General features: G+C 71.9%; 26 protein-coding genes. 10 read left to right on the forward strand and 16 right to left on the reverse strand.

Going from position 1 to position 24,132, the window contains the following annotated elements:
- The 8 genes from EP26_RS10750 to EP26_RS10780 are packed head-to-tail and all read right to left on the reverse strand — an operon-like array spanning position 1 to position 6,668.
- Positions 1-1,383 carry a capsular polysaccharide export protein, LipB/KpsS family gene (locus EP26_RS10750; protein ID WP_052389041.1) on the reverse strand — a complete coding sequence of 461 codons (1,383 nt, stop codon included), beginning with the start codon at positions 1,381-1,383 and terminating at the stop codon, positions 1-3.
- Between the two features lie 38 nt (positions 1,384-1,421).
- Complete coding sequence (gene ccmI / locus EP26_RS38100) at positions 1,422-2,228, reverse strand: c-type cytochrome biogenesis protein CcmI (protein WP_043338472.1); 807 nt, start codon at positions 2,226-2,228, stop codon at positions 1,422-1,424.
- A complete protein-coding gene (locus EP26_RS10760; RefSeq protein WP_043338473.1) occupies positions 2,225-2,683 on the reverse strand; it encodes a cytochrome c-type biogenesis protein in 459 nt (152 codons plus the stop codon). The genes ccmI and EP26_RS10760 overlap by 4 nt, the downstream gene beginning before the upstream one ends.
- A complete protein-coding gene (locus EP26_RS10765) occupies positions 2,680-3,267 on the reverse strand; it encodes a DsbE family thiol:disulfide interchange protein (RefSeq protein ID WP_043338474.1) in 588 nt (195 codons plus the stop codon). The genes EP26_RS10760 and EP26_RS10765 overlap by 4 nt, the downstream gene beginning before the upstream one ends.
- The gene (locus tag EP26_RS10770; RefSeq protein ID WP_043338475.1) at positions 3,264-5,228 is read right to left on the reverse strand and encodes a heme lyase CcmF/NrfE family subunit; all 1,965 of its coding nucleotides are present in this window, start codon (positions 5,226-5,228) and stop codon (positions 3,264-3,266) included. Before EP26_RS10770 ends, EP26_RS10765 begins: the two co-directional genes overlap by 4 nt.
- Positions 5,225-5,743 carry a cytochrome c maturation protein CcmE gene (gene ccmE / locus EP26_RS10775; protein ID WP_043338476.1) on the reverse strand — a complete coding sequence of 173 codons (519 nt, stop codon included), beginning with the start codon at positions 5,741-5,743 and terminating at the stop codon, positions 5,225-5,227. Before ccmE ends, EP26_RS10770 begins: the two co-directional genes overlap by 4 nt.
- Positions 5,740-5,898 (reverse strand): hypothetical protein, encoded by a 159-nt coding sequence (locus tag EP26_RS34760; RefSeq protein WP_157033488.1) that lies wholly within the window; start codon positions 5,896-5,898, stop codon positions 5,740-5,742. The genes ccmE and EP26_RS34760 overlap by 4 nt, the downstream gene beginning before the upstream one ends.
- Positions 5,898-6,668, reverse strand: a complete 771-nt coding sequence (locus EP26_RS10780; RefSeq protein ID WP_043338606.1) for a heme ABC transporter permease — start codon at positions 6,666-6,668, stop codon at positions 5,898-5,900. The genes EP26_RS34760 and EP26_RS10780 overlap by 1 nt, the downstream gene beginning before the upstream one ends.
- Before the next feature lie 108 nt (positions 6,669-6,776).
- On the opposite strand from EP26_RS10780, the gene EP26_RS10785 reads away from it, so the two are divergent.
- Positions 6,777-7,247: a hypothetical protein gene (locus EP26_RS10785; protein ID WP_043338477.1), complete on the forward strand. Its 471-nt coding sequence runs from the start codon at positions 6,777-6,779 to the stop codon at positions 7,245-7,247.
- Positions 7,248-7,250: 3 nt separating this feature from the next.
- Here EP26_RS10785 and EP26_RS10790 read toward each other — a convergent pair whose 3' ends face one another.
- Complete coding sequence (locus EP26_RS10790; protein ID WP_043338478.1) at positions 7,251-8,543, reverse strand: DUF4214 domain-containing protein; 1,293 nt, start codon at positions 8,541-8,543, stop codon at positions 7,251-7,253.
- Positions 8,544-8,617: 74 nt separating this feature from the next.
- Complete coding sequence (gene kynA, locus EP26_RS10795; protein ID WP_043338479.1) at positions 8,618-9,451, reverse strand: tryptophan 2,3-dioxygenase; 834 nt, start codon at positions 9,449-9,451, stop codon at positions 8,618-8,620.
- Between the two features lie 59 nt (positions 9,452-9,510).
- Here kynA and EP26_RS10800 point away from each other — a divergent pair, with 59 nt between their 5' ends.
- Positions 9,511-10,662, forward strand: coding sequence for an aminotransferase class V-fold PLP-dependent enzyme (locus EP26_RS10800; RefSeq protein ID WP_043338480.1), 1,152 nt, complete (start codon positions 9,511-9,513; stop codon positions 10,660-10,662).
- Positions 10,659-11,009 carry a DUF952 domain-containing protein gene (locus tag EP26_RS10805; protein ID WP_043338482.1) on the forward strand — a complete coding sequence of 117 codons (351 nt, stop codon included), beginning with the start codon at positions 10,659-10,661 and terminating at the stop codon, positions 11,007-11,009. Before EP26_RS10800 ends, EP26_RS10805 begins: the two co-directional genes overlap by 4 nt.
- Here EP26_RS10805 and EP26_RS31855 read toward each other — a convergent pair.
- The gene (locus tag EP26_RS31855; RefSeq protein WP_052389042.1) at positions 10,916-11,863 is read right to left on the reverse strand and encodes a DMT family transporter; all 948 of its coding nucleotides are present in this window, start codon (positions 11,861-11,863) and stop codon (positions 10,916-10,918) included. The two genes, EP26_RS10805 and EP26_RS31855, sit on opposite strands and share 94 nt — an antisense overlap.
- 116 nt (positions 11,864-11,979) lie before the next feature.
- Here EP26_RS31855 and EP26_RS10815 point away from each other — a divergent pair, with 116 nt between their 5' ends.
- The 3 genes from EP26_RS10815 to EP26_RS10825 are packed head-to-tail and all read left to right on the forward strand — an operon-like array spanning position 11,980 to position 15,533.
- Entirely contained in the window at positions 11,980-13,023 is a 1,044-nt protein-coding gene (locus EP26_RS10815) for a quinone-dependent dihydroorotate dehydrogenase (protein WP_043338484.1), read from the forward strand.
- Between the two features lie 12 nt (positions 13,024-13,035).
- Positions 13,036-13,896 (forward strand): TIGR01459 family HAD-type hydrolase, encoded by an 861-nt coding sequence (locus EP26_RS10820; protein ID WP_043338486.1) that lies wholly within the window; start codon positions 13,036-13,038, stop codon positions 13,894-13,896.
- 53 nt (positions 13,897-13,949) lie between these two features.
- Entirely contained in the window at positions 13,950-15,533 is a 1,584-nt protein-coding gene (locus tag EP26_RS10825; RefSeq protein ID WP_043338488.1) for an ABC transporter substrate-binding protein, read from the forward strand.
- A 14-nt stretch (positions 15,534-15,547) separates the two neighbouring features.
- Here the strand turns inward: EP26_RS10825 and EP26_RS10830 are convergent, their stop codons facing one another.
- Entirely contained in the window at positions 15,548-16,963 is a 1,416-nt protein-coding gene (locus EP26_RS10830) for an amidase family protein (protein WP_084112458.1), read from the reverse strand.
- Positions 16,938-17,663, reverse strand: coding sequence for a pyridoxamine 5'-phosphate oxidase family protein (locus EP26_RS10835; protein ID WP_043338490.1), 726 nt, complete (start codon positions 17,661-17,663; stop codon positions 16,938-16,940). Before EP26_RS10835 ends, EP26_RS10830 begins: the two co-directional genes overlap by 26 nt.
- Before the next feature lie 94 nt (positions 17,664-17,757).
- On the opposite strand from EP26_RS10835, the gene pdxR reads away from it, so the two are divergent.
- Positions 17,758-19,170 (forward strand): MocR-like pyridoxine biosynthesis transcription factor PdxR, encoded by a 1,413-nt coding sequence (gene pdxR, locus EP26_RS10840; RefSeq protein WP_043338491.1) that lies wholly within the window; start codon positions 17,758-17,760, stop codon positions 19,168-19,170.
- Between the two features lie 52 nt (positions 19,171-19,222).
- Positions 19,223-20,452 (forward strand): multidrug effflux MFS transporter, encoded by a 1,230-nt coding sequence (locus tag EP26_RS10845; RefSeq protein ID WP_043338493.1) that lies wholly within the window; start codon positions 19,223-19,225, stop codon positions 20,450-20,452.
- 95 nt (positions 20,453-20,547) lie between these two features.
- On the opposite strand, the gene EP26_RS10850 is transcribed toward EP26_RS10845, so the two are convergent.
- Positions 20,548-21,150 (reverse strand): YqgE/AlgH family protein, encoded by a 603-nt coding sequence (locus tag EP26_RS10850; RefSeq protein WP_043338495.1) that lies wholly within the window; start codon positions 21,148-21,150, stop codon positions 20,548-20,550.
- Positions 21,151-21,306: 156 nt separating this feature from the next.
- Here EP26_RS10850 and EP26_RS10855 point away from each other — a divergent pair, with 156 nt between their 5' ends.
- Both EP26_RS10855 and EP26_RS10860 read left to right on the forward strand, forming a co-directional pair.
- Entirely contained in the window at positions 21,307-21,789 is a 483-nt protein-coding gene (locus EP26_RS10855) for a peroxiredoxin (protein WP_043338496.1), read from the forward strand.
- Positions 21,790-21,805: 16 nt separating this feature from the next.
- Positions 21,806-22,072, forward strand: coding sequence for a hypothetical protein (locus EP26_RS10860; RefSeq protein WP_043338497.1), 267 nt, complete (start codon positions 21,806-21,808; stop codon positions 22,070-22,072).
- Here EP26_RS10860 and EP26_RS10865 read toward each other — a convergent pair.
- A complete protein-coding gene (locus EP26_RS10865; protein WP_169747382.1) occupies positions 22,059-23,270 on the reverse strand; it encodes an MFS transporter in 1,212 nt (403 codons plus the stop codon). The two genes, EP26_RS10860 and EP26_RS10865, sit on opposite strands and share 14 nt — an antisense overlap.
- On the reverse strand, positions 23,267-24,124 hold the full coding sequence (locus tag EP26_RS10870) for an MBL fold metallo-hydrolase (RefSeq protein ID WP_043338501.1): 858 nt from the start codon (positions 24,122-24,124) through the stop codon (positions 23,267-23,269). The genes EP26_RS10865 and EP26_RS10870 overlap by 4 nt, the downstream gene beginning before the upstream one ends.
- Positions 24,125-24,132 lie beyond the last annotated feature (8 nt).

A 24,132-nucleotide genomic window follows, 5' to 3' on the forward strand; every position in this document is an offset into this window, starting at 1 on the left:
TCAGCGCTGCCAGAGGCCGAATCGGCGCGCCTGCTTGAGCCACCAGCCCTGCTGCCGCCACCAGGGCAGGAAGGCCCGCCGCGCCGCCGAGGCCGGCGCCCAGCCGGACGGGTCGGCCAGCCGCTCCAGCAGCAGTTCCGGCCCGCAGGGCAGCATCGTCACCGGGTCCAGGTAGCGTGGGTAGAGGATCAGCGCGCCGGCGACCAGCGCATCCAGCGGGAGGGCACGGCCGCGCCGCGGCACCGGCTCCATGTCCCGCGTCAGGCCCCAGCCGGCATAGAAGGGGCGGCCCCAGACCGTTACCTCCAGCCCGCGCAGCAGCGCCTCGAAGCCGGCGAGGCTGGTGATGCCGTGCAGCGCATCCACCTGGGCGAAGAGCGTGCCGATATCGCCCTCCGCCGCCACCGCATCGGCGAAGCGGAGTGCCAGCCGCCGCGGGACATAGCCGCGGCGATAGCCCGTCTCCACATCCGGGTGCGGACGGAAGACGATGAAGGCTCCCGGCTCCTGCCGCCGCACCGCCTCCAGCAGGGCGAGGTTGCCGCGCACCCGCCCGGCGCCAAGCCGGATCGAGGCATCGTCCTCGACCTGCCCGACGACGAGGATGCGCCGCCGCCCCGGCGTCGCCGGCAGGGGCGGGGCCGGGCGGCGGAGGTTGTACTTGGTCACCCCCTGCGCGACGATCGACATACGCAGCGCCGCCGCGCGCGCCAGCAGGGCAGGGGTGAAGGCCGTCTCTGCCAGGATGCGTTCCAGCGTGGAGGCCTCGCCCGCATCGTAATGCGGCACCAGAGGATCGACGGCCAGCGAGGCGGAGGGGATGAAATCCACCCCGAGCCCGACCGAGCGCAGGAAGCCATCCTCCACCCAATGCAGCGGCACCCCCGCCGCCCGGCAGCGCGCCGCCAGCCCCGGCGAAGCCCGCGTCGCCCAGACAGCGATGCCGCCCTGCCGCTCCCGCGCCACGGCCAACGCCTCATTCTCATCTCCGGCGAAGATGACAGGCGGGCCGTCATGCGCGAAGGCGGCGGCGATGGCGGCCTGCTTCCACCGCGCCATGCCGAGGAAGGCGGCGATGCCCCGGTTCGCCGCCGCCTCGCGCCGCCACAGCGCGAGCAGGGCCAGCCCCTCCTCGGCGGTGGAAGCCTGCCCGCGGAACGGATCCGCCCAGCGCGTAGCCGCCAGCAGCCGGGGATCGATAGGGTCCGGCCAGAGCGGTTGCAGCGCGGCCGCCTGCGCCTCAGCCTCGGCCGATGCCGGACGGGCCAGCGCCGCCGCGACCGGCTCCTCGCCGATGGCCGCCAGCAGCCCCACCACGCGCCGCCGTGGGCCGAAGGCGGGTGCCGCCCAGGGCCCCTCGGCCAGCTGTACCCCCTCCGGCACGCCCTCGGGGAAGAAGGCTGCCAGATGCGGAAGCTCGGTCAGGGCAGCTCCTGCATCCGCCGCTCGACCATAGCACGCCAGGGGGCCTCGGGTGGCGCCTCGGCCACCAGCGCCTGCCACAGCTCGCGCGCCCGCTCGGGGTGCCCCGCCCGCGCCTCGACCAGGCCAGAGAGGAAGCGCAGGCCCACATGCTGCGGCGCCTGGGGCAGGGCCGTGGCGAGCAGCCGCCGCGCATCCTCCACCTTCTCGTCCTCCAGCAGGACCTGGGCGAGCTGGCTGGTCAGCTCCGGGTCGAATTGCGCTGCCAGCGCGCGCTTGTAGGCCGCCGCCGCCGGGCCGAGTGCGCCGCGGCTGCGTTCGGCATTGCCGAGCAGGCGGTAGCCCTCCTGCGCCTGCGGCGTCGTTGGGTCGAGCCGTGCGAGGCGGCTGCGCAGCAGCTCCAGCATCTCCTCGTCCCGCGCCGCCACCTGCTGACGCAGCGAGAAGGGCGCCGAGGGCATGTCCGGCAGCGCGCTCGGCCAGTAGAGGGCGAGGGCCAGCAGCGGCACGGCGGCCACCGTCGCCCAGAGGGCGAGCTTCGCCCCGCGCCCGGCCTGGGTGCCCGGCTCGGCCGGGGCCGCCAGCAGCCGGCGCTGTACCTCGAGCACGGCAGCCTTGTGCGCCGTCTCGTCCAGCCGGCCGGCGTCGCGCTCGCGGTCCAGCTCCTCCATCTGCGCCCGGTAGAGGGCGAGGTCGGCCTCGCGTCGCCCGCGCGCCGCCGGCGGGCGGAACAGGCTGGCGGCGAGCGGCAGGATCGCCGCCACGGCCAGCAGGCCGAGCAGCGGCCAGAACGGAAACCAGTTCACTCGCGCGGCCTGCCGGAGAGTTGGGCGAGGCGATCGCGCTCCGCCTGGGTGAGCTCCTGCGGCCCGGGCGCCACCCGCTGCCGCCGCCGCATGCCGCGGATCAGCAGCGCGCCACCGAGGAGCGCGATGGCCGGCATCCCCCAGAGCAGCGCCGTCTCCGGCTTGAAGGGCGGCTTCAGCAGAACGAAGTCACCGTAGCGCTCATGCACGAAGCGGAAGACGGCATCGTCCGGCTTGCCCTGCGCCACCTGCTCGCGGACGATCCGCCGGAGGTCGCGGGCAAGGTCGGCATCGCTGTCCTCGATCGACTGGTTCTGGCAGACCATGCAGCGCAGCTCGCGCCCGATGACGCGGGCGCGCTCTTCCTGCGCCGGGTCGGGGAGCTGGTCGGCCGGGTCGCCCACGGCGAGCGCCGGACCCGCGGCCAGCATCAGCAGCAGCAGCCAGCGGATCATGCGGTGCGCCGCAGCAAGGGAGTCACCTGTTGCGCCAGGATCTCCTCGGTGATTGGCCCGGCCATCCGCCAGCGGATGATGCCCGACTTATCGAGGAGATAGGTCTCCGGCACGCCATACAGCCCCCAATCGATCGCGACCCGCCCCGGCTGGTCCACGCCGAGCCGCGCGTAGGGCGTGCCGCGCTGCTTCAGGAAGCCGAGGCTGTCCGCCGGCTTGTCCTTGTAGGCGATGCCCATGATGGCGACGCCGTCGCGCGCGAGGCGCATCAGCTGTGGATGCTCGATCACGCAGGGCACGCACCAGGAGGCGAAGAAATTCACCAGCAGCGGCTTACCCGTCTTCAGATCGGCCGCCGACAGCCCCGGCAGCCCCGTGCCCTCGAGCGGCGGCAGGCTGAAATCCGGCGGCGCCTTGCCGATCAGTGCGGAGGGCACGCCGCGCGGGTCGTAGTTGCCGGTGCCGAGGCCGCGCAGCATGGCGTAGAAGCCGGCGCCGCCGAGGCCGGCGACGGCCAGCGGCGCCAGCAGCAGCGCGCGGCGGCGCCAGGCGGCCGCTTCGGGGTTGGGGGCCGCCTCGCTCATGCCCGTGCCCCGGCCTTCACGGCCTTCGGTGCTGGCGCCGAAACACGGACGCGTCGGTCGCTGAGCGAGATGCCGCCGCCGAGCGCCATGATCGCGGCGCCGAGCCAGATCCAGGGCGCCAGCGGGTTGTGGTGGATGCGCAGCACCGCGCCGCCCTCCCGTTCCTCGCCGAGCACCACATAGAGGTCGGCGAGCCAGTTGGTGTGGATCGCCGCCTCCGTCGTCGTCATCCGGGCGACGGGGAAGCTGCGGCGCTCCGGCGTCAGAACCGTCACCAGCCGGCCGCCATCGCGCACCTCGACCGTCGCACGCCGGGCCGAGAAATTCGGCCCCGGCGCATCAGCGACGCCGACCAGCCGGTAGTCGTACCCGGCCAGCGCCACGCTCTCGCCAGGCTTCACCAGCCGCAGCGTATCGGTGGCGAGGCCCATGCCGGCGAGGCCGAGGATCATCACCCCCATCCCCGCATGGGCCAGCGCCCCGCCCCAGGCCGCCCGCGGCAACCCCTTGGCCCGCGCCCAGGCCGCCCGCGGCCGGCTGAAGAGCGCGATGCGGTCGGCAATGTCGGCGACGGCGGCGAGGATCACCCACACCGCCGCGCCGAAGCCGAGCGCCGGACCGACGCGATAGCCCTCGATGGCGAAGCAGAGCACGAGCGCCACCAGCCCGGCGAGCGCCGCCCACCACAGCCGCTGCAGGGCGGGGAAAAGCCGCGCCCGCTTCCAGGGCATCAGCGGCCCGAGCGTCATGGCACCGATCAGCGGCACCGCCAGCGGGAAGATTGCCGTGTTGAAGAAGGGCGGCCCCACCGAGAATTTCTCGCCCAGCACGAGGTCGGCGAACATCGGGTAAAGCGTGCCGGCCAGCACCACCGCCGCGATCGAGCAGAGCAGCAGGTTGTTCAGCACCAGCGCCCCCTCGCGGGAGACCGGGGTGAAGACGCCTGTCGGCAGCATCGCCTGCGCCCGCCAGGCGAAGAGCAGGAAGCCGCCGCCGATATAGACCGCGAGCAGGATGAGGATGACGGTGCCGCGCGCCGGGTCGTTGGCGAAGGCATGCACGCTGTTCAGCACCCCGGAGCGGACGAGGAAGGTGCCGAGCAGGCTCATCCCGAAGGCGAGGAGGGCGAGGAACACCGTCCAGGTCTTCAGCGCCTCCCGCTTCTCGACGACGATGGCGGAGTGCAGCAGCGCGCAGCCGGCCAGCCAGGGCAGCAGGGAGGCATTCTCCACCGGGTCCCAGAACCAGTAGCCGCCCCAGCCAAGCTCGTAATAGGCCCACCAGGAGCCGAGCGCGATGCCGAGCGTCAGGAAGGACCAGGCGGCCAGCGCCCAGGGCCGCACCCAGCGCCCCCAGGCCGCGTCGACGCGCCCCTCGATCAGCGCGGCGACGGCGAAGGCATAGGTCACCGCGAAGCCGACATAGCCGAGATAGAGCAGCGGCGGATGGAAAGCGAGGCCCGGGTCCTGCAGGATCGGGTTCAGCCCCTGGCCGTCCATCGGCGGCGGCCAGATGCGCTCGAAGGGATTCGAGGTGGCGAGGATGAAGCCGAGGAAGCCGAGCGCCACCAGCGCCAGCACGCCGAGCACCCGCGCCTGGAGCGCCGAGGGAAGGTTGCCGCCGAAGGCCGCCACCGCCCCGCCGCAGAGGGCGAGGATGAGCACCCAGAGGAGCATCGATCCTTCATGGTTTCCCCAGGCGCCGCTGATCTTGTAGAGCGTCGGCTTCAGCGAGTGGCTGTTCTGCACCACGTTCAGCACCGTGGTGTCATTGGCGACATAGGCCCAGACGAGGCAGGCGAAGGCCGCGGCGACCGTCACCAGCACGCCGGCGGCGATCGGCCCGGCGGCGCCCATCAGCCGCGCATCGGCCCGCTGCGCGCCGGCTAGCCCGACCAGCGCCTGCGCAAGCGACAGGGCCAGCGCGAGGGCGAGGGCGAAATGCCCGATCTCGGGGATCATGAGCCGCGCCTCGGCTGCGCCTGCGCCGGCTCCAGCATGTTCCAGGTGGCGGCCGGGGGCGGCGCCCCCTGGTTCGGGTTCCAGTGGCCGCTCTTCTTCAACGCATCGGCCACTTCGGGCGGCATGTAGCTCTCGTCGTGGCGGGCCAGCACCTCGCTCGCGCGGAAGGTGCCGTCGGGCCCGAGCTTGCCAAGGGTGACAACGCCCTGGCCCTCGCGGAACAGGTCCGGCAGCACGCCGGCATAGGTGACGGCCACCCCATTCGCGCCATCCGTCACGCGGAAGCGCGCCTCCGGCTTGCCGTCTGGCGCCGTCTCCCGCACCACGCTGCCGGTCTCGACGAGGCCGCCAAGGCGGAAGGCGCGGTCCGGCTTCGGCGCCTCGCGGGCGATGTCGCTCGGCGAGCGGAAGAAGACGAGGTTGTCCTGGAAGGCGGAGAGGGTCAGGGCCGTGGCGCTGCCGAGCCCGAGGGCACAGAGCAGCAGCAGCCAGAGCCGGCGGGACTTGCGGGTCATGCGGTATCCTGTGCGCGCCTTGCGGCACGCGGGTCGAGCTGGGCCAGCCGGCGCTTCGCCGCGGCATGACGCAAGATGGTGGCGATGGCGAGGATCAGGAAGCCACCGAGCACCAGCGCATAGCTGGCCGTGACATGCATCCAATGGAGGCTCATCAGGCGGCCTCCGCCCGTCGCGCTGCGGCGAGTTCAAGCGCCCGGATGCGCCGCTCCATCACCGCCGCCCGCGTCCGCGCCAGGACCAGTGCCATGAAGGCGAGGGTGAAGCCGAGCGCGCAGACCAGCAGCGGGTAGAGGATGTCGACATGCAGCCCCGGCGCGCCGAGCCGCGTCACGCTCGCCGGCTGGTGCAGCGTGTTCCACCAATCGACCGAGAATTTCACGATCGGCACGTTCACTGCCCCGATCAGCGCCAGGATGGCGCCCATCCGCGCCCCGCGCTCGGTGTCGTCGAAGGCGCGGACCAGGGCGGCATGGCCGAGCCAGAGGAAGAACAGCACCAGGACCGAGGTGAGCCGCGCATCCCAGACCCACCAGGTGCCCCACATCGGCTTGCCCCAGAGGCTGCCGGTGGCGAGGCAGAGGGCGGTGGCGAGCGCCCCGATCGGCGAAAGCTCCCGGCAGGCGAGGTCGGCCAGCGGGTGCCGCCAGATCAGCGACAGGATCGAGCCTACCGCCAGCCCGGCATAGCCGCCCATCGCCAGCCAAGCCATCGGCACATGGATGTAGAGGATGCGGACCGTCTCGCCCTGCTGCCAGTCGGGCGGCGAGAAGAACAACCCCCAGGGCAGGCCGATACCGAGCGTCAGCACCGCCGCCGCCGTCAGCCAGGGCAGCACCCGCCCGGACAGCCGCAGGAAGCGGCCCGGATTGGCGAAGCGGTGCAGCCCGCCCCGCGGGGCAGGGGAGAGGGGCCTGGCGCCCAGGCTCGTGTCGGCGGTTTCCACGGCGCCACCCTAAGCCTTGTGCGCGACGGATTGAAGCTTTCGCACAGCCGGGTAACCTGCCGCCCTCGATAACCGAAAGGAACGATTATGCGGCACGGCTTGGCCAGCACGGTCGCCCTCGCAGCCATGGCTCTCGCCCAGGCGGCCATGGCGGAGACCTTCCTTACCTGCCGCTTCCCCAATGGCGGGCAGCTCCGGGTCGTGGTGGAGGAGCGCGGCCTTGCCGTCGAACGGCCCGGCCAGACCGCCTGGCTGGAGTCGGAGGAGATGGGCATGCGGCGTGATCCGTTGGCCGCCGGCTTCGGCTCACCCCTGCCCGGCGAGGGCTGGCGGGGCGTGCCGGCGCATGACCGCTTCGCTCTCAGCCTGTCCCGGGTGACGGGGGAGGCGCGGCTGCTCTTCTCCCGCCGGCCCGATCCGGCGCAGGTCGAGGCCTGCCGCGCCGCCGCCGCCGCCCGCCCGGCTGACCAGCCCCCGTCGATGCCGGTGCCTTGCGAGGTTCCGGTCGCCGCCGGCACCCTGGCCGGCACCTGCGAGGTCCAGCGGTTGAAATTCTGAACCTTACAGCATCCAGGCCGAGCCGACCGGGTGGCTCACGGCCGGCAGCACCCCGCTGCCGAGCCCGGTCTCCATATGCCAGGCCGCGCTGCCGCCCAGCGCCTGGCCGACCCAGACCCCGTCCGGATCGGCCGCCGCCGCCAGCGCCGCGTCCGAGCCCGCCAGATCGGCGACGAGCTGCGCCCGGGTGACCCCGGAGGCCAGCCGGCCGAGTTGCAAGGCCAGCTCCGCCGCCTCCGGGTCACGGTGCAGGGCGGATTGGTAGAGCGTCGTCACCAGCGCCGCATCGTCGAGCCCGGCCATTGCCCCCGTCACCAGCCCCGCCGCCAGATCGACCCAGCCCTGGCCCGCGGTGTTCTGCTCCACCAGCGTCGCCCGCTGGGTCCCGCCCGCCGCTTGTCCCGTCACCGTGCTGTGCAGGGCCGAGGCACGTACCGCCTGCCCCACCGGGTCGAAATCGAGGTAGCCATCGGCGAGGCGGATGGTCTGCACCGCCGGCATCCAAACCTCCTTGCCCTCGGCGAGCAGCACCTGGCGCAGTTCCTCGCCGTAGCTGTTGGCGGCCGTGACATTGCGGGCCTCATGCAGCGTCACCGCCTGGCTCGGCGTGTGGAGGACGAAGCCAGATTGCGGCGTCACCGGCGTCAGCACATCCACATGGCTCTGCTGCGTGCCCGGATCCGTCACCGTGAGGTTGAGGGTGAAGCCCGCGCTCTGCCGGCCGTCGGAGACCTGGACGAAGAGCGGGCGCGTCGGCATCTCGTCAAGGCCGAGGCTGATGCCATCCTTCAGCTTCAGCACATTGCCCACCACCTCGAAGCGCCAGGCATCCTCCTCTGAAAAGGTGAAGGTGAAGGGCCCGGCCGAATCCGGGTCGGTGACGGAGAGCGTGCCGATCGCGCTGCCGATGGCCCCTGCCACGACGCTGCCGCCGGTGACGAGACGCAGGTCGCTCGGCGGCGCGTCGTCCTGGTCGAGCACGGCGATGCGATAGACCGTGCTCGGGCTCTGCCGGCTGCCATCGGCGAAGACGAAGCGGAGCGAGAAGGAGAGCTGTGTCGGCAGGTGGGCGGCGGCGAAATACTCGTAGTCGACTGGGGCGGCGAGGCCGAGGGTGACGAGGCCCAGGCCCGGATCCCACGCCGCTGAGAAATTCAGCGCGTTGGCGCCGATGAGCTCGATCCCGACCAGGCTGTTCGTGTCGCCGGTGAGCGTCAGGCCGGCGGCCCATTCCCCGGGTTTCGAATTCTCCCGCAGCGTGCTGGGAATGGTCCCGGAAACCTGGACGCTCGGCATGGTTTCTCGCCCCGTCTGTGTGACAGGGCGGACCATGTGGCACCGATCTTACGGAAGCATAAATGAGACTGGCGCTATTTCCGTTGGGCGGCTGCCAGCTGCGTCCGCACCGTCCAGAGTTCCGGAAAGAACCCCCGCTCGAGCACGCCCTTGAGATAGGCGACGCCGGCCGAGCCGCCGGTGCCCATCCGGTGGCCAATGATCCGCTCCACCGTCCGCATGTGCCGGAAGCGCCAGGTCTGGACGGCGTCCTCGAGGTCCACCAGCTCCTCGGCCAGTTCATAGAGGTCGAAATGCGCTTCGGCCTGCTCGTAGACGATGACCCAGGCCGCGGTGACGCCTTCGTCGGCCGCATGAGGCTTGCTGGGGTCGCGCCCGAGCACCGCCTCCGGCACCGGCAGGCCGCGGCGACCAAGCAACCTGAGCGCCTCGTCATAGAGCGAGGGCCCGTGAAAGGCCGCCTCCAGCACCGCCAGGATGTCCGGCCGATGGGCATGCGGCTTCAGCATGAAGCCGTCCCGCGCGCCGAGCTTGAACTCGATCAGCCGGTACTGCCAGGACTGGAAGCCGGAGGAACTGCCGAGGCTGTCGCGGAAGGCGAGGTAGTCGTGCGGCGTCATGGTCGAGAGCACGTCCCAGGCCTCGACCAGCTGCTTCTGGATGCGCGAGACGCGCGCCAGCGCCTTGAAGGCCGGCCGCAGCGCATCGGCGCGGATGTTGGCCATCGCCAAGTCCAGCTCGTGGTTCAGGAGCTTCATCCAGAGCTCCTGCACCTGGTGGATGGTGATGAAGAGCAGCTCGTCATGCTGGCCGGAGAGCGGCTGCTGCGCCGAGAGGATCTGGTCGAGATGCAGGTAGTCGCCATAGCTCATGCGCTTGGCGAAATCGGTCTCGACACCCTCGACCATGGTGATGGCCTCCTCGGAAGACTTACTTTAAGCTTAAAGCAATCAGCCGGAGCAAGACCATGCTGGACCTCCGCCCGCACTTCTCCCGGAGCCTCGGCGCCGCGCCGGAGCGGCTGCATTTCGCAGCCCACAGCCACCATCCGCGGCCCGACGTGACCCGCGCAGCCCAACTTGCCGCCTGGGACGACGCGGCCCGGTTGCTGGACACCAAATGGGGGCATGTCCTCGGCCCGGTCTGGCAGTCGGCCCAGCGCCATGTTGCCCGGCATTGCCGCCTGCCGGACCCGTCGACCATCGTCTTTGCGCCGAACACCCAGGAATTCGTCGTCCGCATCCTCTCGGCGTTGCCCACCCACCGGCGGCCGCGCATCCTGACCACGGATGGCGAATTCCACAGCTTCGCCCGGCAGGTCGCCCGGCTGGAGGAGGAGGGGCTGATCGTCGTCACCCGTATCCCGAGCGAGCCAGCGTGCGACTGCATCCCGCGCCTCGCCGAGGCTGCCCGGCAAGGCTTCGACCTGATCTGGGCGAGCGAGGTCTTCTTCACCTCCGGCGCCGCGCTGACGGACCTGTCCGCCCTGGCCGAGGCAGCGGGCGAGGCCGCCCTGGTCATCGACGGCTACCACGCCTTCATGGCCCGGCCGGTGGCTCTCTCGGCCATCGCTGGCCGCGCCTTCTACCTGGCCGGCGGCTACAAATACGCCATGGCGGGGGAGGGGGCCTGCTTCCTCCATTGCCCGCCGGGCTGGCTGATGCGGCCGCGCTCCACCGGCTGGTATGCCGGCTTCGGGGCGCTGGCGGAGGGTGGAGCCGGCGTGCCCTATGCCGAGGATGGCTGGCGCTTCATGGGCTCCACCTTCGACGCCAGCGGCCTTTACCGGCTGAACGCAGTGATGGACTGGCTCGCCGGGCTCGGCCTCGACGCCGCCGCCATCCATGCCCATGCCCATGCGCTGCAGGCGCGCTTTCTCGCCGGCCTGCCGCACACCGGGCTCGATCCGGCCCGGCTGGTGGTGGCGCCGGATGACCCGGCGCGCGGCAATTTCCTCGCCTTCAACCTCGAGGATGCGGAGGGCTGGCAAGCCCGCCTTGCCGCGGCCGGCATCGTCACCGACCGGCGCGGACGGCGGCTGCGCTTCGGTTTCGGCCTCTACCAGACGGGGGAGGAGGTGGACCGGCTGCTCGATCGGCTCCAGAATCTGGCGCCATGAACTCCCCCATCTACACCATGGTCCGCGCCGCCGACTGGCGTGCGGCCGAGGCCGCCGGCGCCTATCACGGCAGCGCCGATGACCGGCGCGACGGCTTCCTCCACTTCTCGGCCGGCGCCCAGCTCCGCGCCAGCGCCGCCAAGCATCGCGCCGGCGAGCGGGACCTGCTGCTGGTCGAGGTGGACCCTGTGAGCCTCGGCGAGGCGCTCCGCTGGGAGCCGGCCGGCAGCCGCCCCGGCCTTTTCCCGCACCTCTACGGCGCCTTGCCGCTCTCCGCCGTGCGCACGGTGACGCCGCTGCCGCTCGGCCCGGACGGCACCCATGTCTTCCCCGCTGGGATCGACTGAGCCAGCCCGCGCCGCCGCGCCCGTTCGCTCATCAGACAGGCGAAGACGACGACCGCGCCGCCGGCCAGCATCGCCAGGTCCGGCCAATGCCCCCAGATGGCGAGGTCGAGCCCGACCGAGACCGGCAGCGCCGCGAAGCCCCAGGGCGCCAGCCGTGACGCGTCCGAATGCTGGAAGGCGGCCGCGGTGCAGACCACCGCCCCGCCGGCCAGCAGCCCGTTCCCCAGCATCCGGGCCAGTTCCATCGGCGGCGGCGAGGACCAGTCCAGCGCTGCCAGCGGCCCGAACAGCGCGAGGCCCAGCAGGCTCGGCCACAGGATGACGCCGACCAGCCCCGGCTCCGTCCGCAGCTTGCGGTTCAGCGTCTGGTTCATGGCGAAGGCGAAGGTCGCGGCCAGCAGCGCCAGGTAGCCGCCGAGCGGCGCGTCGAGCCCGCCGAGCTTCGGCGCCACCGCCAGCAGCACGCCGGCGAAGCCGAGCAGGCACCAGGCCCAGGCCGCCCGCGCCACCACCTCGCCCAGGATCAGCACCGAGAGGCCGAGGGTCAACAGCGGCGCGGTGAAGAAGAACAGGTAGCCCTCCGCCAGCGGCACATGCCGGAAGCCGAGGAAGAAGCCGCCCGCCGAGACCATCATCGAGCAGGCCCGAAGCGCCTGCAGCCCCGGATGCCGCGTCGAGAGCGGCCCGCCGAAGCCTGGCCGGACCGCCCGCGCCAGCAGGAAGGCCGGCAGGAGCATGGCGTAGCGGAGGAAGAGCACCTCGCCGAGCCCGTAATGGCCGGAAAGCAGCTTGCTGTTGGCATCGTTGATGCTGAACAGCACGACGCCGGCCAGCAGCAGCGCTGGTCCCTTCACTCGCCTTCCTCCCGGGCTTTTCCCGTGAAGGTTGTCGCGGGCGGCGCCCAGGGCGTCAACATCAGGGCGTCAACCGCGCTTCCCAACCCGCACCGGCTCGGGCACACAGCGGCGCCATGACACCGCGTCTCGCCTCCCTTGCCACCCCTTTGCTCCGCCGCCTCGATGCCGAGACGGCGCATGGCCTGGCCCTGAAGGCCCTGTCGGCGGGCCTTGCCGGCCGGACCGAGGCGGCGGCCGACCCGATCCTGGCGACCGAGGCGCTCGGCCTCCGCTTCGCCAACCCCCTCGGCCTGGCCGCCGGCTTCGACAAGGATGCGGTGGCGGTGCTGCCGCTGATGCGCCTCGGCTTCGGCTTCGTCGAGGCCGGCACGGTCACGCCGCGGCCGCAGCCGGGCAACCCGAGGCCACGCCTCTTCCGCCTCGCCGAGGACGCGGCCGTCATCAACCGCATGGGCTTCAACAATGGCGGGGTGGAGGCCTATCTCGCCCGGCTCCGCGCCCTGCCGCGGCCGTTGCCCGCGGTGTTCGGCGCCAATATCGGGGTGAACAAGGAGGGCGCTGACCCGGCCAGGGACTACCCGACGCTCTACCGGGCGCTGGCGGGGCTTGCCGACTACGTCACCGTCAACGTCTCCTCGCCCAACACCCCGGGCCTCCGCGACCTGCAGGGGGAGGAGCGGCTGGCGCAGATCCTCGCCGGCATCGCCGCCATCGAGGGGCCGCCGGTCCTGGTGAAGATCGCCCCGGACCTTTCGGAGAATGCGCTCGGCCCGATCATCGAGACCTGCATCGCCCAGGGCGTCGCCGGCCTCATCGTCTCCAACACGACGATCGCCCGGCCGGAGAGCCTGCGCTCGGCCTATCGCGGAGAGGCGGGTGGCCTCTCCGGCGCGCCGCTGCGTGACCGGGCGACCGAGGTGCTGCGGCATTGCCACTGGATCGCCCAGGGACGGCTGACGCTGATCGGCGTCGGTGGCATCGCCAGCGGCGCGGATGCGCTGGCGAAGATCAGGGCCGGTGCCAGCCTCGTTCAGCTCTACACCGCCTTCGCCTATGCCGGCCCCGCGCTGGTGCCGGAGATCCTCCGTGACCTCGCCGCGCTGCTGCGGCGGGACGGTTTCACCAGCGTCGCCGAAGCGGTCGGCATCGCGGCCTGAAGGAAGAGCGAGATGGACATCCTCGACGGCATCGCCCCGCTGGCGGAGCGCTATGACGGCTACGTCCTCGACCTCTGGGGCGTCGTGCACAACGGCAAGCGCCTCTATCCCGGCGTGCCCGAGGCGCTGGGCGAGCTGAAGAAACGCGGGAAGCGCATCGTCTTCCTGACCAATGCGCCGCGCCGCGCCTGGTTCGTCCAGGAGATGCTGGACCGGATGGACCTCGACCGCGCGCTCTATGACGGCATCATGTCTTCGGGCGAGATCGCCTGGTGGATGCTGAAGGAGCGCACCCATCCCTTCTTCGCCCCACTGGGACGCCGCGCTTTTCATATCGGCCCGGAGAAGGACCTTTCGGTGATCGAGGAGGGCGTCGCCGAGCCGGTCGCCGACCCGGCCGGGGCCGATTTCCTGCTGAATACCGGCCCCGACCCGGAGCGCGGCTCGGCCGACCCCGCTCCCTATCGCCCCGCGCTGGAGGCCGCCGCCGCCCATCGCCTTCCCATGGTCTGCGTCAACCCGGACCGCTTCGTCATGGTGGGCGAGGACCGGCTGATCTGCGCCGGCGCGCTCGCCGACATCTACCTGGAACTCGGTTGCCCGGTCTTCGAGGTCGGCAAGCCGGACCCGGCCGTCTACGACCCGGTGATGGAGCTCCTCGGCCTTGCCGACCGGCGCCGCGTGCTGGCGATCGGCGACACGCCGCATACAGACCTCGCCGGGGCCGCGGCGGCGGGGATGGACGCGCTCTGGGCGATGACCGGCCTCGCCGCCCACGCCCATGGCGACAACCCGGACCCGGAGCGGCTGCGGCAGGTGGCGCTGGCCGAGGGCGTGGACCCCATCGCCGCCATCCGCGCGCTGCGCTGGTAGCCCTGGCGTCATTCCGGCCTATGCTGCCCCGGTTGGCAGCGGGAGGTCACGGAATGATCGGACGGCGCAGGCTCCTTCAGGCTTCGGCCCTCACCCTTGCGGCACCGCGCTTGGCCGGCGCGCAGTCCGGCCAGAAGCTGCTGCGCTTCGCCCCGCAGGCCGACCTCGCCATTCTCGACCCCATCGTCACCACGGGCTTCGTCACTCGCAACCACGCCTTCCTCGTCTTCGACACCCTCTATGGCTGGGACGAGCAGTACCGGGCGCAGCCGCAGATGGTCGCGGGCCACACCATCGAGGATGACGGCCTTACCTGGACCATGACGCTGCGCGAGGGCCTGCGCTTCCATGACGGGGAACCGGTGCGGGCGCGGGATGCCGTCGCCAGCGTGAAGCGCTGGGGGCTGCGCGACAGCTTCGGCCTTGCCGTCATGGCGGTGACGGAGGAGATCACGGCGCCCTCCGACCGGGTGATCCGCTGGCGGCTGAAGCGGCCCTTCCCGCTGCTGCCGGATGCGCTCGGCAAGGTCGGCGCCAATGTCGCCTTCATCATGCCGGAGCGGCTGGCGAGCCAGGACGCGGCGCTGCCTATCTCGGAGATGGTCGGCAGCGGCCCCTTCCGCTTCGTGGCCAGCGAGCGCGTCCCCGGCTCGCGCGCGGTCTATGCGAAATTCGACGGCTACGTGCCGCGCCCCGACGGCACGCCGAGCCTGCTCGCCGGCCCGAAGCGCGCCTATCTCGACCGGGTGGAGTGGCTGACTCTGCCGGATGCGACGACGGCGGCCGGCGCGCTCCGCCAGGGCGAGATCGACTGGTGGGAGCAGCCGACGACCGACCTGCTGCCGACGCTGCGGCGCGGCCGTGGCCTCAAAGTGGAGGTGCTGGACCCGACCGGGGCCATCGCCATGCTCCGCTTCAACCACCTGCATCCGCCCTTCGACAACCCGGCCATCCGCCGCGCCGTGCTCGGCGCCATCAGTCAGGAGGATGTGATGACTGCCGTTGCCGGCAATGATCGCTCGCTCTGGCGGAACGGCGTCGGCTTCTTCGCCCCGGGCTCGATCATGGCGAGCGATGAGGGGATGGCGGCGCTGACCGGCCCGCGCGACATCGCAGCATCCCGCCGAGCGCTGGAGGCCGCCGGCTACAAGGGCGAGAAGGTGCTGCTAATGGCGCCGACAGACTTTCCCGCCATCAATGCGATGAGCGAGGTGGTGGGCGACATCTTCCGCAAGCTGGGCCTCAACCTCGACTATGTGGCGATGGACTGGGGCAGCGCGCTGCGTCGCCAGGCTAACCGGGAGCTGCCGGACAAGGGCGGCTACAACGCCTTTTGCACCTATACGGCGGGAGTGAACCAGTTCAACCCGGCGGCCCACAACTTCATCCGCGGCAGCGGCCTGACGGCGACCTTCGGCTGGTCCACCAGTCCGCAACTCGAGGAGATGCGGAACCAGTGGCTGCAATCGACCGATGACGAGGCCCGCCGCCGCCTCGGCCGGGAGATGCAACGCCAGGCCTTCCTCGACGTGCCCTATGTGCCGCTCGGCCAGTTCTACCAGCCGACCGCTTACCGCGAGGATGTCAGCGGCATGCTGAAGGGGCTGCCGCTGTTCTGGAACGTCAGGCGGGGCTGAGGCCGGGGGCGAGCCTACCGGGCCGGCAGCACCTCGAAGGGCCTGGTGGCGAGGAAGCCCGCCCCTGCCCGCAGCACCAGGGCATCCGCCAGCCGCGGCCCGGCCAGTTGCAGCCCGACCGGAAGCCCGGCCTCCGTCACGCCGCAGGGCACGGAGATGGCCGGCCCGTGCGAGAGGTCGAAGGGATAAGAGAATTCCGCCCAGACCAGCCAGTCCCAGTCATGCGCCGGCCAGTGCGGCGGCCGCTGCATCCCGACCGGGAAGGCGGCGACTGAGGCGGCGGGCGTCGCCAGCAGGTCGAAGCCCGCTTCCTCGAACCAGGCGTTGACCCGGCCGGCATAGGCAAAGCGGCGGGTCTGTGCCGCATGCGCCTCGGCGAAGCTCAGGTGGCGATAGGCCTCGGTGCAGGCGACGAGGCCGGGGTCCATCTCGGCCGCGGCCTTGTCGTCGGCGGCGAGGAAGGGCCGCATGGCGCCGCCCCAGAGGTCGCGCTCCAGCCCCGGCCCTTCCGGGCCCCAGGGTGGCGTCACTTCCTCGACGAGCGCGCCGCCCGCCTCCAGCGCGCGTACCGCCTGGGCCGTGAGGGCGGCGATTTCCGGATCGACCCGGGCATGCCCGAGATCGGAGCTCCAGGCGATGCGCAGCCCCCGCAACCCGCCCGGCGCCACCTCGGGCGGGAAGCGGTCGGGCAGCGTCGTGTGGTCGAGGGCATGCGGCCCAGCGATGACGGAAAACATCAACGCCGCATCCTCCACGCTGCGGGCGATGGGCCCGGCATGGGAAAGCGCGCCGTTGTTCGGCACCGGCACATAGGGCACCCGGCCATAGGTCGGCTTGAAGCCGACGACGCCGCAGAAATGCGCCGGCAGTCGGATGGAGCCCGCCCCATCGGTGCCGAGATGCAGCGGCCCGCAACCGGCGCCGGCCAGCGCCGCGGCGCCGGAGGAGGAGCCGCCGGCCGTCATCCCATGCTGCCACGGGTTGTGCGTCGCTCCGGTCAGCGGGTTGTGGCTGACGGCGGTCCAGCCCTGCTCGGTGCTGGTGGTCTTGCCGAGGATGATGGCGCCCGCCTCGCGCAGCCGCGCCACCAGCGGGGCGTCGGCGGCGGCGGGGCTGGGGTCGGAGAGGCGGGAGCCGCGCCGGGTGGGCAGGCCCTTCACCGCCTGGACATCCTTGATGGTGACGGGCACGCCATGCAGCGGCCCAAGCACCCCGCCGCGCATCACCGCCGCCTCCGCCTCGCGTGCCGCGGCGCGGGCTCCCTCGGCATCCAGCGCGACGAAGGCGTTGAGCGCGGGCTCCTTCGCTGCGATGCGGGCGAGCACCGCCTCGGTGATCTCGACGGGCGAGGCGCGCCGCTCGCGCACCATCGCCGCCATCGTGACCGCCGAGGCGGTCGCCAGTTCAGTCGTCGCCTTGTCCTGGGCCATAGGTCGTCCGGTAGCTCTCGGTCATGATCTCGTCGAGCCTACGACCGGGCATGAAACCTGCCAAACCCGGCGGGTAGGGGACGCCCTCTGGCATGCGCGGGCAGGGCTCCGCGGCGCCGATCACCTGCGTCACCGGGAAGCGGGCGGCGTAGATGGGGAGAGCATAGTCCTCCTCCTCGTCGCCGACGCCCTTGGCGCGGATCTTCCCGCTCGCCTCCTCGATGGTCATGCCGATGACCATGGTAGCCTTCAGCTCCTGCGTGGTGCTGGGGCGAAGCTCGGCATTCCGGCCGGGGTAGAAGCGGTCGATCATCACGTCGAGCGCCTTCGCCTTCTCGTCGAGGTCGTCCACGATATGCGCCGTGCCGAAGCACATGGCCGAGCGGTAATCGACCGAGTGGTTAAAGCCGCAGCGGGCGAGGACGAGGCTGTCGAGATGCGTCACCGTCAGGCAGACCGGGATGCCGGGCTTCTGCGTGCGCAGCATCCGGCTGGCCGAGGAGCCGTGCCAGTAGAGGTGATCGCCCTCGCGCCAGAAGGCGGTCGGCGTGCAGTAGGGCTGGCCGTCGATGACATAGGCGATGTGGCAGATCATCGCCGCGTCGAGGATGGCATGCACCGTCTCGTGGTCGTAGCGGCCGCGCTCATGCAGGCGCTTCACCCGGTTGCGGGGCGTGACGGGGTAGGCGGTGTCGGGCATCGGTCTTCTCTCGCACGGGTCGATGGGTGCATATGACAGATCGGATTGGTCCCCCGTGAGGGCCAATCGAGCGCCCTGGGGCTGGTCCAATTCCATGGAAGCCGATCTGCTGCTGATCCCGATCGACCGCGCCGGGCCGGAGCCGGTGCTGCGCCAGGTCTATCTCGGCTTGCGCCGAGCGATCCTTTCGGGCGCCATCCCGGCGGGCGGCCGCCTGCCGCCGACGCGGGCGCTGGCGGCGCGGCTCGGCATCGCCCGCAACTCAGTGGTCGCGGCCTATGAGCAGCTGCTCGCCGAGGGCTTCATCGAGGGGCGGGTCGGCGCCGGCAGCTTCGTCTCTCGCGACCTGCCGGAGCCGCTGGACCTGCCGCCGCCCGCCGCACCGCCCCCGCCACCTGTCGTCCCCCATGCCGGGCAGTACGGCGCCGCTCCCTTCAACACCGGCCGCTGCACGCTGGACGACCGGACGCTCCAGGTCTGGCGCAGCCTGACCTCCCGGCGCCTGGCGCGGCCCGACCCTGCGCTGCTCGGCTATGCCGACCCGAGCGGCTCGGCCGCGCTGCGCGGCGCCATCGCCCGCTACCTCCGCGCTGCGCGCGCCGTGCGCTGCGAGCCGGAGCAGGTGGTGGTGACGGCGGGTGCGCAGCAGGCGATCGATCTGGTGCTGCGCGTGCTGCTGCGGCCGGGCGACGCCGCCTGGTTCGAGGACCCCGGCTACCCGGCGGTTCGCGCGGCGCTGGCGGCTGCCGGGGCGCGCATCGTGCCCGTGCCGGTCGATGCGCAGGGGATGGACGTGGCGGCCGGCATCGCCGCGGCGCCCGAGGCGCGGCTCGCCTATGTGACGCCCTCCTCGCAATACCCGCTCGGCGTGGTGCTCTCCATGGCGCGGCGAATGGAGCTGCTGGCCTGGGCCCACCGCGCTGGCGCCTGGCTGCTGGAGGACGACTACGACAGCGAGTTCCGCTATGCCGGCCGCCCGCTCGCCTCGCTCCAGGGCATCGATGCGGCGGGGCGGGTCATCTATGTCGGCACCTTCAGCAAGGTGCTCTTCCCCGGATTGCGGCTGGGCTATGCCGTGCTGCCGCCCGCCTTGCTGGAGGCCGTGCGCTCCGTCAGGCTGCTGAGCGACTGGCACCCCGCCGCGCTGCAGGAGGGCGTCGTCACCGATTTCATCGAGGAGGGGCATTTTGCCCAGCATCTGCGGCGGATGCGCCAGCACTACCGCGGCACGCGGGACGCGCTGGTGACGGCGCTGCGCGAGCACTTGGCCGACATGCTGGAGGTGGAGGTGCCGGACCAGGGCATGAAGCTCCTCGCCCGCCTCCGCCCCGGCCTCGCCGACCAGGCGGTGGCCGAGGCGGCGGCGCGGCGCGGCGTCATCGCCCGGCCGGTGAGCCCTATGTTCCTCGCGGCCCCGCCGATTCAGGCGCTGATGCTCGGTTTTTCCGGGCATGAGCCGGGCAGCCTGCGCTGGGCGGCGCGGGAACTGGCCCGCGCATTGGCGTAATTGTGCGTCCCTCGCCCTGGGCAGCGGCGGCGGTGGCGCCTAGAAGGGCCGGGTGAGCCCGCGCGACATCCCAGAGGGCAACCTTTCCCCCGCCGCCAAAGCCCCGCCCCGGCGGCCGGTCCCGTCCATGCTGCTGCTGGTGGCGATGACGGGCATCGGCCCCTTCACCATGCAGATTCTCATCCCGAGCCTGCCGGCCCTGGCGGAGGCGCTGGCCTCCAGCTACGGCCTCGCCCAGCTCAGCCTGACGCTCTACCTGGTCGGGGTGGCGGGGGCGCAACTGGTCTACGGCCCGCTCTCGGACCGATACGGGCGGAAGCCGCTGCTGCTGGCCGGGCTGGTGCTCTATTGCCTCGGCAGCCTCGGCGCGGCGCTGGCGCCCTCCATCCATGCGCTGATCCTGGCCCGCGTGGTGCAGGCCATCGGCGGCTGCGCCGGCCTCGTGCTCGGCCGCGCCATGATCCGCGACGCCTATCCGCGCGAGGAGGCCGCCAGCCGCCTCGGCATCGTCAGCTCGGCCATGGCCATCGCGCCGATGATCGGCCCGCTGCTCGGCAGCCTGCTCGAGGCGCAGTTCGGCTGGCGGGCCAGCATGCTCGCCTGCCTCGTCTTCGGCCTGCCGCTGCTGGCCGCCATCCGCCTCCGCCTGCCGGAGACGCTGGCCGAGCCTGCGCCGCTGCCCGGCCTCGCCGGCCTGCTCGGCGCCTATGCCGCGCTGCTGCGGCTGCCCGCCTTCCGCGCCTATTGCGGCATCACCGCCTTCGCCACGGGGATGTTCTTCGCCTTCGCCGGCGGGGCGCCACTGACCGTCATCAAGGGGCTCGGCTACAGCTCCACCGCCTATGCCGTGGCGATGATGACGACGCCCTTTGCCTGGAGCTCCGGCACCTTCACCGCGGCGCGGCTGACGCAGCGGGTCGGCATGGTGCGGATGATGGCGCTCGGCACGGCCGTGATGCTGGCGGGCGGCACGCTCGCGGTGCTGCTGCCGCTGCTGGCGCCAGGGCATATCGCGCTGGTCTTCCTGCCGATGGCGGTCGCCGCCTTCGGCAACGGCATGACCCAGCCGAACGCCATCGCCTGCGCCATCAGCGTGCGGCCGAACCTGGCCGGCACCGCCTCCGGCCTGATCGGCGCGGCGCAGATGGGCTGCGGGGCGCTGATGACGGTGTTCTGCGGCGTGACCGAGACGGGCAATGGCCTCGCCACCGGCGTCTGGATGCTGGTCTCGGCCCTGGCGACGCTCTGGGCGTTGCGCGCCTCGCGCCGGCTGAAGGCCTGACTACCATGGCCTGTCGCGGCCTTGCCGCGGCAGGCGTGCCGAAATCTCAGAGATGGGGCGGAGCCGGGGCCCCCGCGCAGCGGCATCGTGGGGAGTTATGCGTGCCCCGCCGCCCCCGAGAGCAGCAGCGGATCGACCCGCAGCTTGGCCATGGCCTGCCGCCACTTGCCGTCATGTCCTTCGCCGAAGAGCAGCGCCTCGTCCGGATCGACTGAGAGCCAGGAATTGGCCTGGATCTCGTCCTCCAGCTGCCCCGGCCCCCAGCCGGCATAGCCGAGCGCCAGGATGCCGCTGCGCGGCCCGCCGCCGCCGGCGATGGCTTTCAGGATGTCGACGCTCGCGGTCAGCGCCAGATCCTCGGCGACGGGGAGGGAGGCGTCGCTGGTCCAGTCCTTGGTGTGCAGCACGAAGCCCCGGCCGCCCTCGACCGGCCCACCCTGACAGAGGGCGATGCGCCGCTGCGGCGGCACCGGCTCCAGCTCGAGCTGCTTCAGCAGCTCGTCGAAGGACATGCCCTCGATCGGCTTGTTGATGATGATGCCCATCGCCCCCTCGGGCGAATGGGCGCAAAGACAGATCACGGTCCCGGCGAAGCGCGGGTCCTGCATGTTCGGCATGGCGACCAGGATCTGGCCGCTCAGATAGCCCTCTTCGTGGCTGGCCTGGGCGGTCGGTCGGGTGCGTTGACGTTTGGCCATGTCTTCAAGATGGCGGCTGCCCCTGTGCCACGCAAGCCGCCTGCCCGGGCCCTGCGGAATGGTGAAACGCCTCCTGCCGGCGCTGCCGCATCCCCTGCCGTGACAGCGGCCGGGGAAGCGATTACAGGAATGGACCATCGGAGGAGAGGACCCCCCATGACGATTCAGGTTGGCGAGAGCATCCCCTCGGCGAAGCTGATGCAAGGCACGGCCGAAGGCCCGAAGGAGACCTCGACGGAGGAGCTGTTCGGCGGCAAGACGGTGGTGCTCTTCGGCGTCCCCGGCGCCTTCACGCCCACCTGCTCGGCCAAGCACCTGCCCGGCTTCGTCACCCAGTACGACGCGCTGCGCGCCAAGGGCGCCGATGTCGTCGCCTGCATGGCGGTGAACGACGCCTTCGTCATGGCCGCCTGGGGCAAGGACCAGGGCGTCGGCGACAAGGTGGTGATGATCGCCGATGGCAGCGCCGAGTTCACGAAGAAGCTCGGGCTGGAGCTGGACCTGACGGCCCGCGGCCTCGGCATCCGCAGCCAGCGCTTCGCCCTCATCGCCAAGGACGGCAAGGTGACGCATGTCGCCGTCGAGGCGCCGGGCGCCTTCGAGGTGAGCACGGCCGAAGCCGCCCTGGCGGCGCTTTGATCGGGAGGCCGCGGCCATGAACCCCTTCACCGCCGCGGCCTTCGCCTGGCAGACGGCCTTCGTCTTCACACTCCGCAGCGCCCAGCTCTGGGCCGAGCCGGCCGAGGCTCAGGCCCGCCTCACCGGCTATGTGCTGGAGAAGCAGAAGGCCTTCACCAGCGGCGCCTTCGCCGCCGGGCAGGCGGCGCTCTCCGGCGCCGGGGCGGAGGCGGTGATGGCCGCCGCCATCGCCCCCTCGCATCGCCGGGTGCGGGCCAATATGCGGAAGATCATCCGGGGCTGAGGAGGGGCGCCCGCCTCCGCCGCAGCGCCAGCCCCCCAAGCAGGGCGAGCGCCGCCAGGTTGCAGGCGATCCCGACCTGCCAGGCGATGGCGTAGAAGCCGAAGCCGTCATAGAGCGCGCCTGCCAGCCAGGCTCCCGCCGCCATGCCGGAGAGGCTGAGGAAGAGCAGCACCGGCACCCGCCAGGCCGCCTCGCTGGCCGGGAAGAGCTCCCGCACCGCCAGCACATAGGCCGGCACGATCCCGCTGAAGCCGAGGCCGTAGCCGGCGGCGACGAGGAACAGCCCGGCCTCGTCCTGGGTGGTGAGGAAGGCCGCCATTCCCAGCGTCTGGCAGAGATTGCCGGCGAGCAGCGTGTTCAGCCCGCCGATCTGGTCGGCGACCCAGCCCCAGAATTGCCGCGCCAGGAAGGCCGCGATGAGCAGCACGGAGAGCATCCACGCCCCCTGCTGCGCACTGATGCCGAGATCGCCGCAGAAGGCGACGAGATGCGCCGCCGGCATCGCCATCGGGATGCAGCAGAGGAAGGAGGCGAGCGCCAGCAGCCCGAGCGCCAGGTTCGGCGGGAGGCCGAGCACCGTCTCCCCGGCGACCGGCCCGGTCTCCGCCGCGGCCCCGGCCAGCGGCTGCGGCGCCGGCCGCAGCACCAGCGCCGCCAGCGGCAGGATGGTGGCGGCCGCGAAGATCCCGTAGCCCAGCATCACCCGCTGCCAGCCATGAGCGGCGATCAACCGCTCGAGCAGCGCCGGCCAGAGGGCGCCCGCGACATATTGGCCGGAGGCGACCAGGGCCAGCGCCGTGCCGCGCCGCCGGTCGAACCAGAGCGACACATAGGTCATCATCGGCGGAAAGAGCGCGCCATTGCCGAGCAGCCCGACCAGCAGCCCGAAGCCGAGCACCAGCTGCCAGGCCGCCCCGCCCGAGGCCAGCGCCAGCCCTGCGCAGACCATCGCGCCCCCGATCATGGCGATCAGCCGCGTGGAGGTCCGCCCGGCGATCCACCCCATCAGGACGCCCCCCGCCCCCGCGCCGAGATAGGCGAGCGACGAGGCCAGCGCCGGGATCGAGCGCGCACCGCCGAGATCGGCGGCGATCGGCTGCAAGGCGACCACCACCAGCAGCGGCGCCCCGAAGGAGATGGAGAGGATGACGACCGCCGTGACCGCGATGACCCAGGAGGCGCGGCTTTCGATGCTCACCAGCACATGAGCATCCGCAGCCCCTCCGCGTCGCGGACCACCCGCCCGGCGGTGCGCCCGGCGAAATGCGTGCCGATCACCAGCACCGGCGTGCCGGCCATGCCGCCGAAGATCTCGCGGCGCGTCGCCTCTGCCTGAGCCGGGTCGGCATCCGCCGTCGAATTCCAGTGTGGCCGGGCGAGCTGGCAGGGGTGGTGAGCAATGTCGCCGGTGATGAAGCCCCGCTCGCCCCCGGACTCGATGGCGACGCTCACATGCCCCGGTGTATGGCCGAAGCTCGGCACCAGCCGCACCTCGGGGCACAGGCGGTGATCCGCCTCGACCAGATCGTGCAGCCCTGCCTCAACGATGGGTTGAACGGAATCGGCGAAGACCGCAGCTTGCGCCTCACCGCCCGCGCCGGCCGACCAGTGCTCGAACTCCCGCCGACCGAAGAGGTAACGCGCGTTCGGGAAGCTCGGCACCCAACGCCCCTCGACCAGCCGCGTGTTCCAGCCGACATGGTCGACATGCAGGTGGGTGCAGAGCACCGTGTCGATGCTCTCGGGTGGGAAGCCGGCCTCCGCCATCTCCTCGAGGAAGCGGGACTGCCGGTCGTTCCAGTGCGGGATCTTCCGCCCCTGCTTGTCGTTGCCGAGGCAGGTATCGACCAGGATGCGCCGCCCCGGCGCCTCGACGACCAGCGCATGGATGCTCATCCGCAGCCGCCCCGCCTCGTCGGCGAAATCCGGCAGCAGCCAATCGATCTTCCGCACTTCCTCAGGCGTCGCCTGGGGCAGCAGGAAGCGGCTGCCGCCCGTCGCCTCCAGCTCCACCAGCTTGGTGACGGTGACCTGGCCGATGGTCCAGTGCATGGAAGGCC

The organism is Belnapia moabensis DSM 16746, assembly GCF_000745835.1.
Lineage (GTDB): Bacteria > Pseudomonadota > Alphaproteobacteria > Acetobacterales > Acetobacteraceae > Belnapia > Belnapia moabensis.

What these genes read in the sequence shown, in the direction of transcription:
- EP26_RS10820 (WP_043338486.1), top strand. Translation starts at nt 13,036, where the DNA reads ATGGACATCCTCGACGGCATCGCCCCGCTGGCGGAGCGCTATGACGGC.
- EP26_RS10835 (WP_043338490.1), bottom strand. Translation starts at nt 17,663, where the DNA reads ATGCCCGACACCGCCTACCCCGTCACGCCCCGCAACCGGGTGAAGCGC.
- EP26_RS34760 (WP_157033488.1), bottom strand. Translation starts at nt 5,898, where the DNA reads ATGAGCCTCCATTGGATGCATGTCACGGCCAGCTATGCGCTGGTGCTC.
- ccmE (WP_043338476.1), bottom strand. Translation starts at nt 5,743, where the DNA reads ATGACCCGCAAGTCCCGCCGGCTCTGGCTGCTGCTGCTCTGTGCCCTC.
- EP26_RS10770 (WP_043338475.1), bottom strand. Translation starts at nt 5,228, where the DNA reads ATGATCCCCGAGATCGGGCATTTCGCCCTCGCCCTCGCGCTGGCCCTG.
- EP26_RS10805 (WP_043338482.1), top strand. Translation starts at nt 10,659, where the DNA reads ATGAACTCCCCCATCTACACCATGGTCCGCGCCGCCGACTGGCGTGCG.
- EP26_RS10825 (WP_043338488.1), top strand. Translation starts at nt 13,950, where the DNA reads ATGATCGGACGGCGCAGGCTCCTTCAGGCTTCGGCCCTCACCCTTGCG.
- EP26_RS10830 (WP_084112458.1), bottom strand. Translation starts at nt 16,963, where the DNA reads ATGGCCCAGGACAAGGCGACGACTGAACTGGCGACCGCCTCGGCGGTC.
- kynA (WP_043338479.1), bottom strand. Translation starts at nt 9,451, where the DNA reads ATGGTCGAGGGTGTCGAGACCGATTTCGCCAAGCGCATGAGCTATGGC.
- EP26_RS10860 (WP_043338497.1), top strand. Translation starts at nt 21,806, where the DNA reads ATGAACCCCTTCACCGCCGCGGCCTTCGCCTGGCAGACGGCCTTCGTC.
- EP26_RS10800 (WP_043338480.1), top strand. Translation starts at nt 9,511, where the DNA reads ATGCTGGACCTCCGCCCGCACTTCTCCCGGAGCCTCGGCGCCGCGCCG.
- EP26_RS10870 (WP_043338501.1), bottom strand. Translation starts at nt 24,124, where the DNA reads ATGCACTGGACCATCGGCCAGGTCACCGTCACCAAGCTGGTGGAGCTG.
- EP26_RS10785 (WP_043338477.1), top strand. Translation starts at nt 6,777, where the DNA reads ATGCGGCACGGCTTGGCCAGCACGGTCGCCCTCGCAGCCATGGCTCTC.
- EP26_RS10850 (WP_043338495.1), bottom strand. Translation starts at nt 21,150, where the DNA reads ATGGCCAAACGTCAACGCACCCGACCGACCGCCCAGGCCAGCCACGAA.
- EP26_RS10815 (WP_043338484.1), top strand. Translation starts at nt 11,980, where the DNA reads ATGACACCGCGTCTCGCCTCCCTTGCCACCCCTTTGCTCCGCCGCCTC.
- EP26_RS10760 (WP_043338473.1), bottom strand. Translation starts at nt 2,683, where the DNA reads ATGATCCGCTGGCTGCTGCTGCTGATGCTGGCCGCGGGTCCGGCGCTC.
- EP26_RS10790 (WP_043338478.1), bottom strand. Translation starts at nt 8,543, where the DNA reads ATGCCGAGCGTCCAGGTTTCCGGGACCATTCCCAGCACGCTGCGGGAG.
- pdxR (WP_043338491.1), top strand. Translation starts at nt 17,758, where the DNA reads ATGGAAGCCGATCTGCTGCTGATCCCGATCGACCGCGCCGGGCCGGAG.
- EP26_RS10855 (WP_043338496.1), top strand. Translation starts at nt 21,307, where the DNA reads ATGACGATTCAGGTTGGCGAGAGCATCCCCTCGGCGAAGCTGATGCAA.
- EP26_RS10765 (WP_043338474.1), bottom strand. Translation starts at nt 3,267, where the DNA reads ATGAGCGAGGCGGCCCCCAACCCCGAAGCGGCCGCCTGGCGCCGCCGC.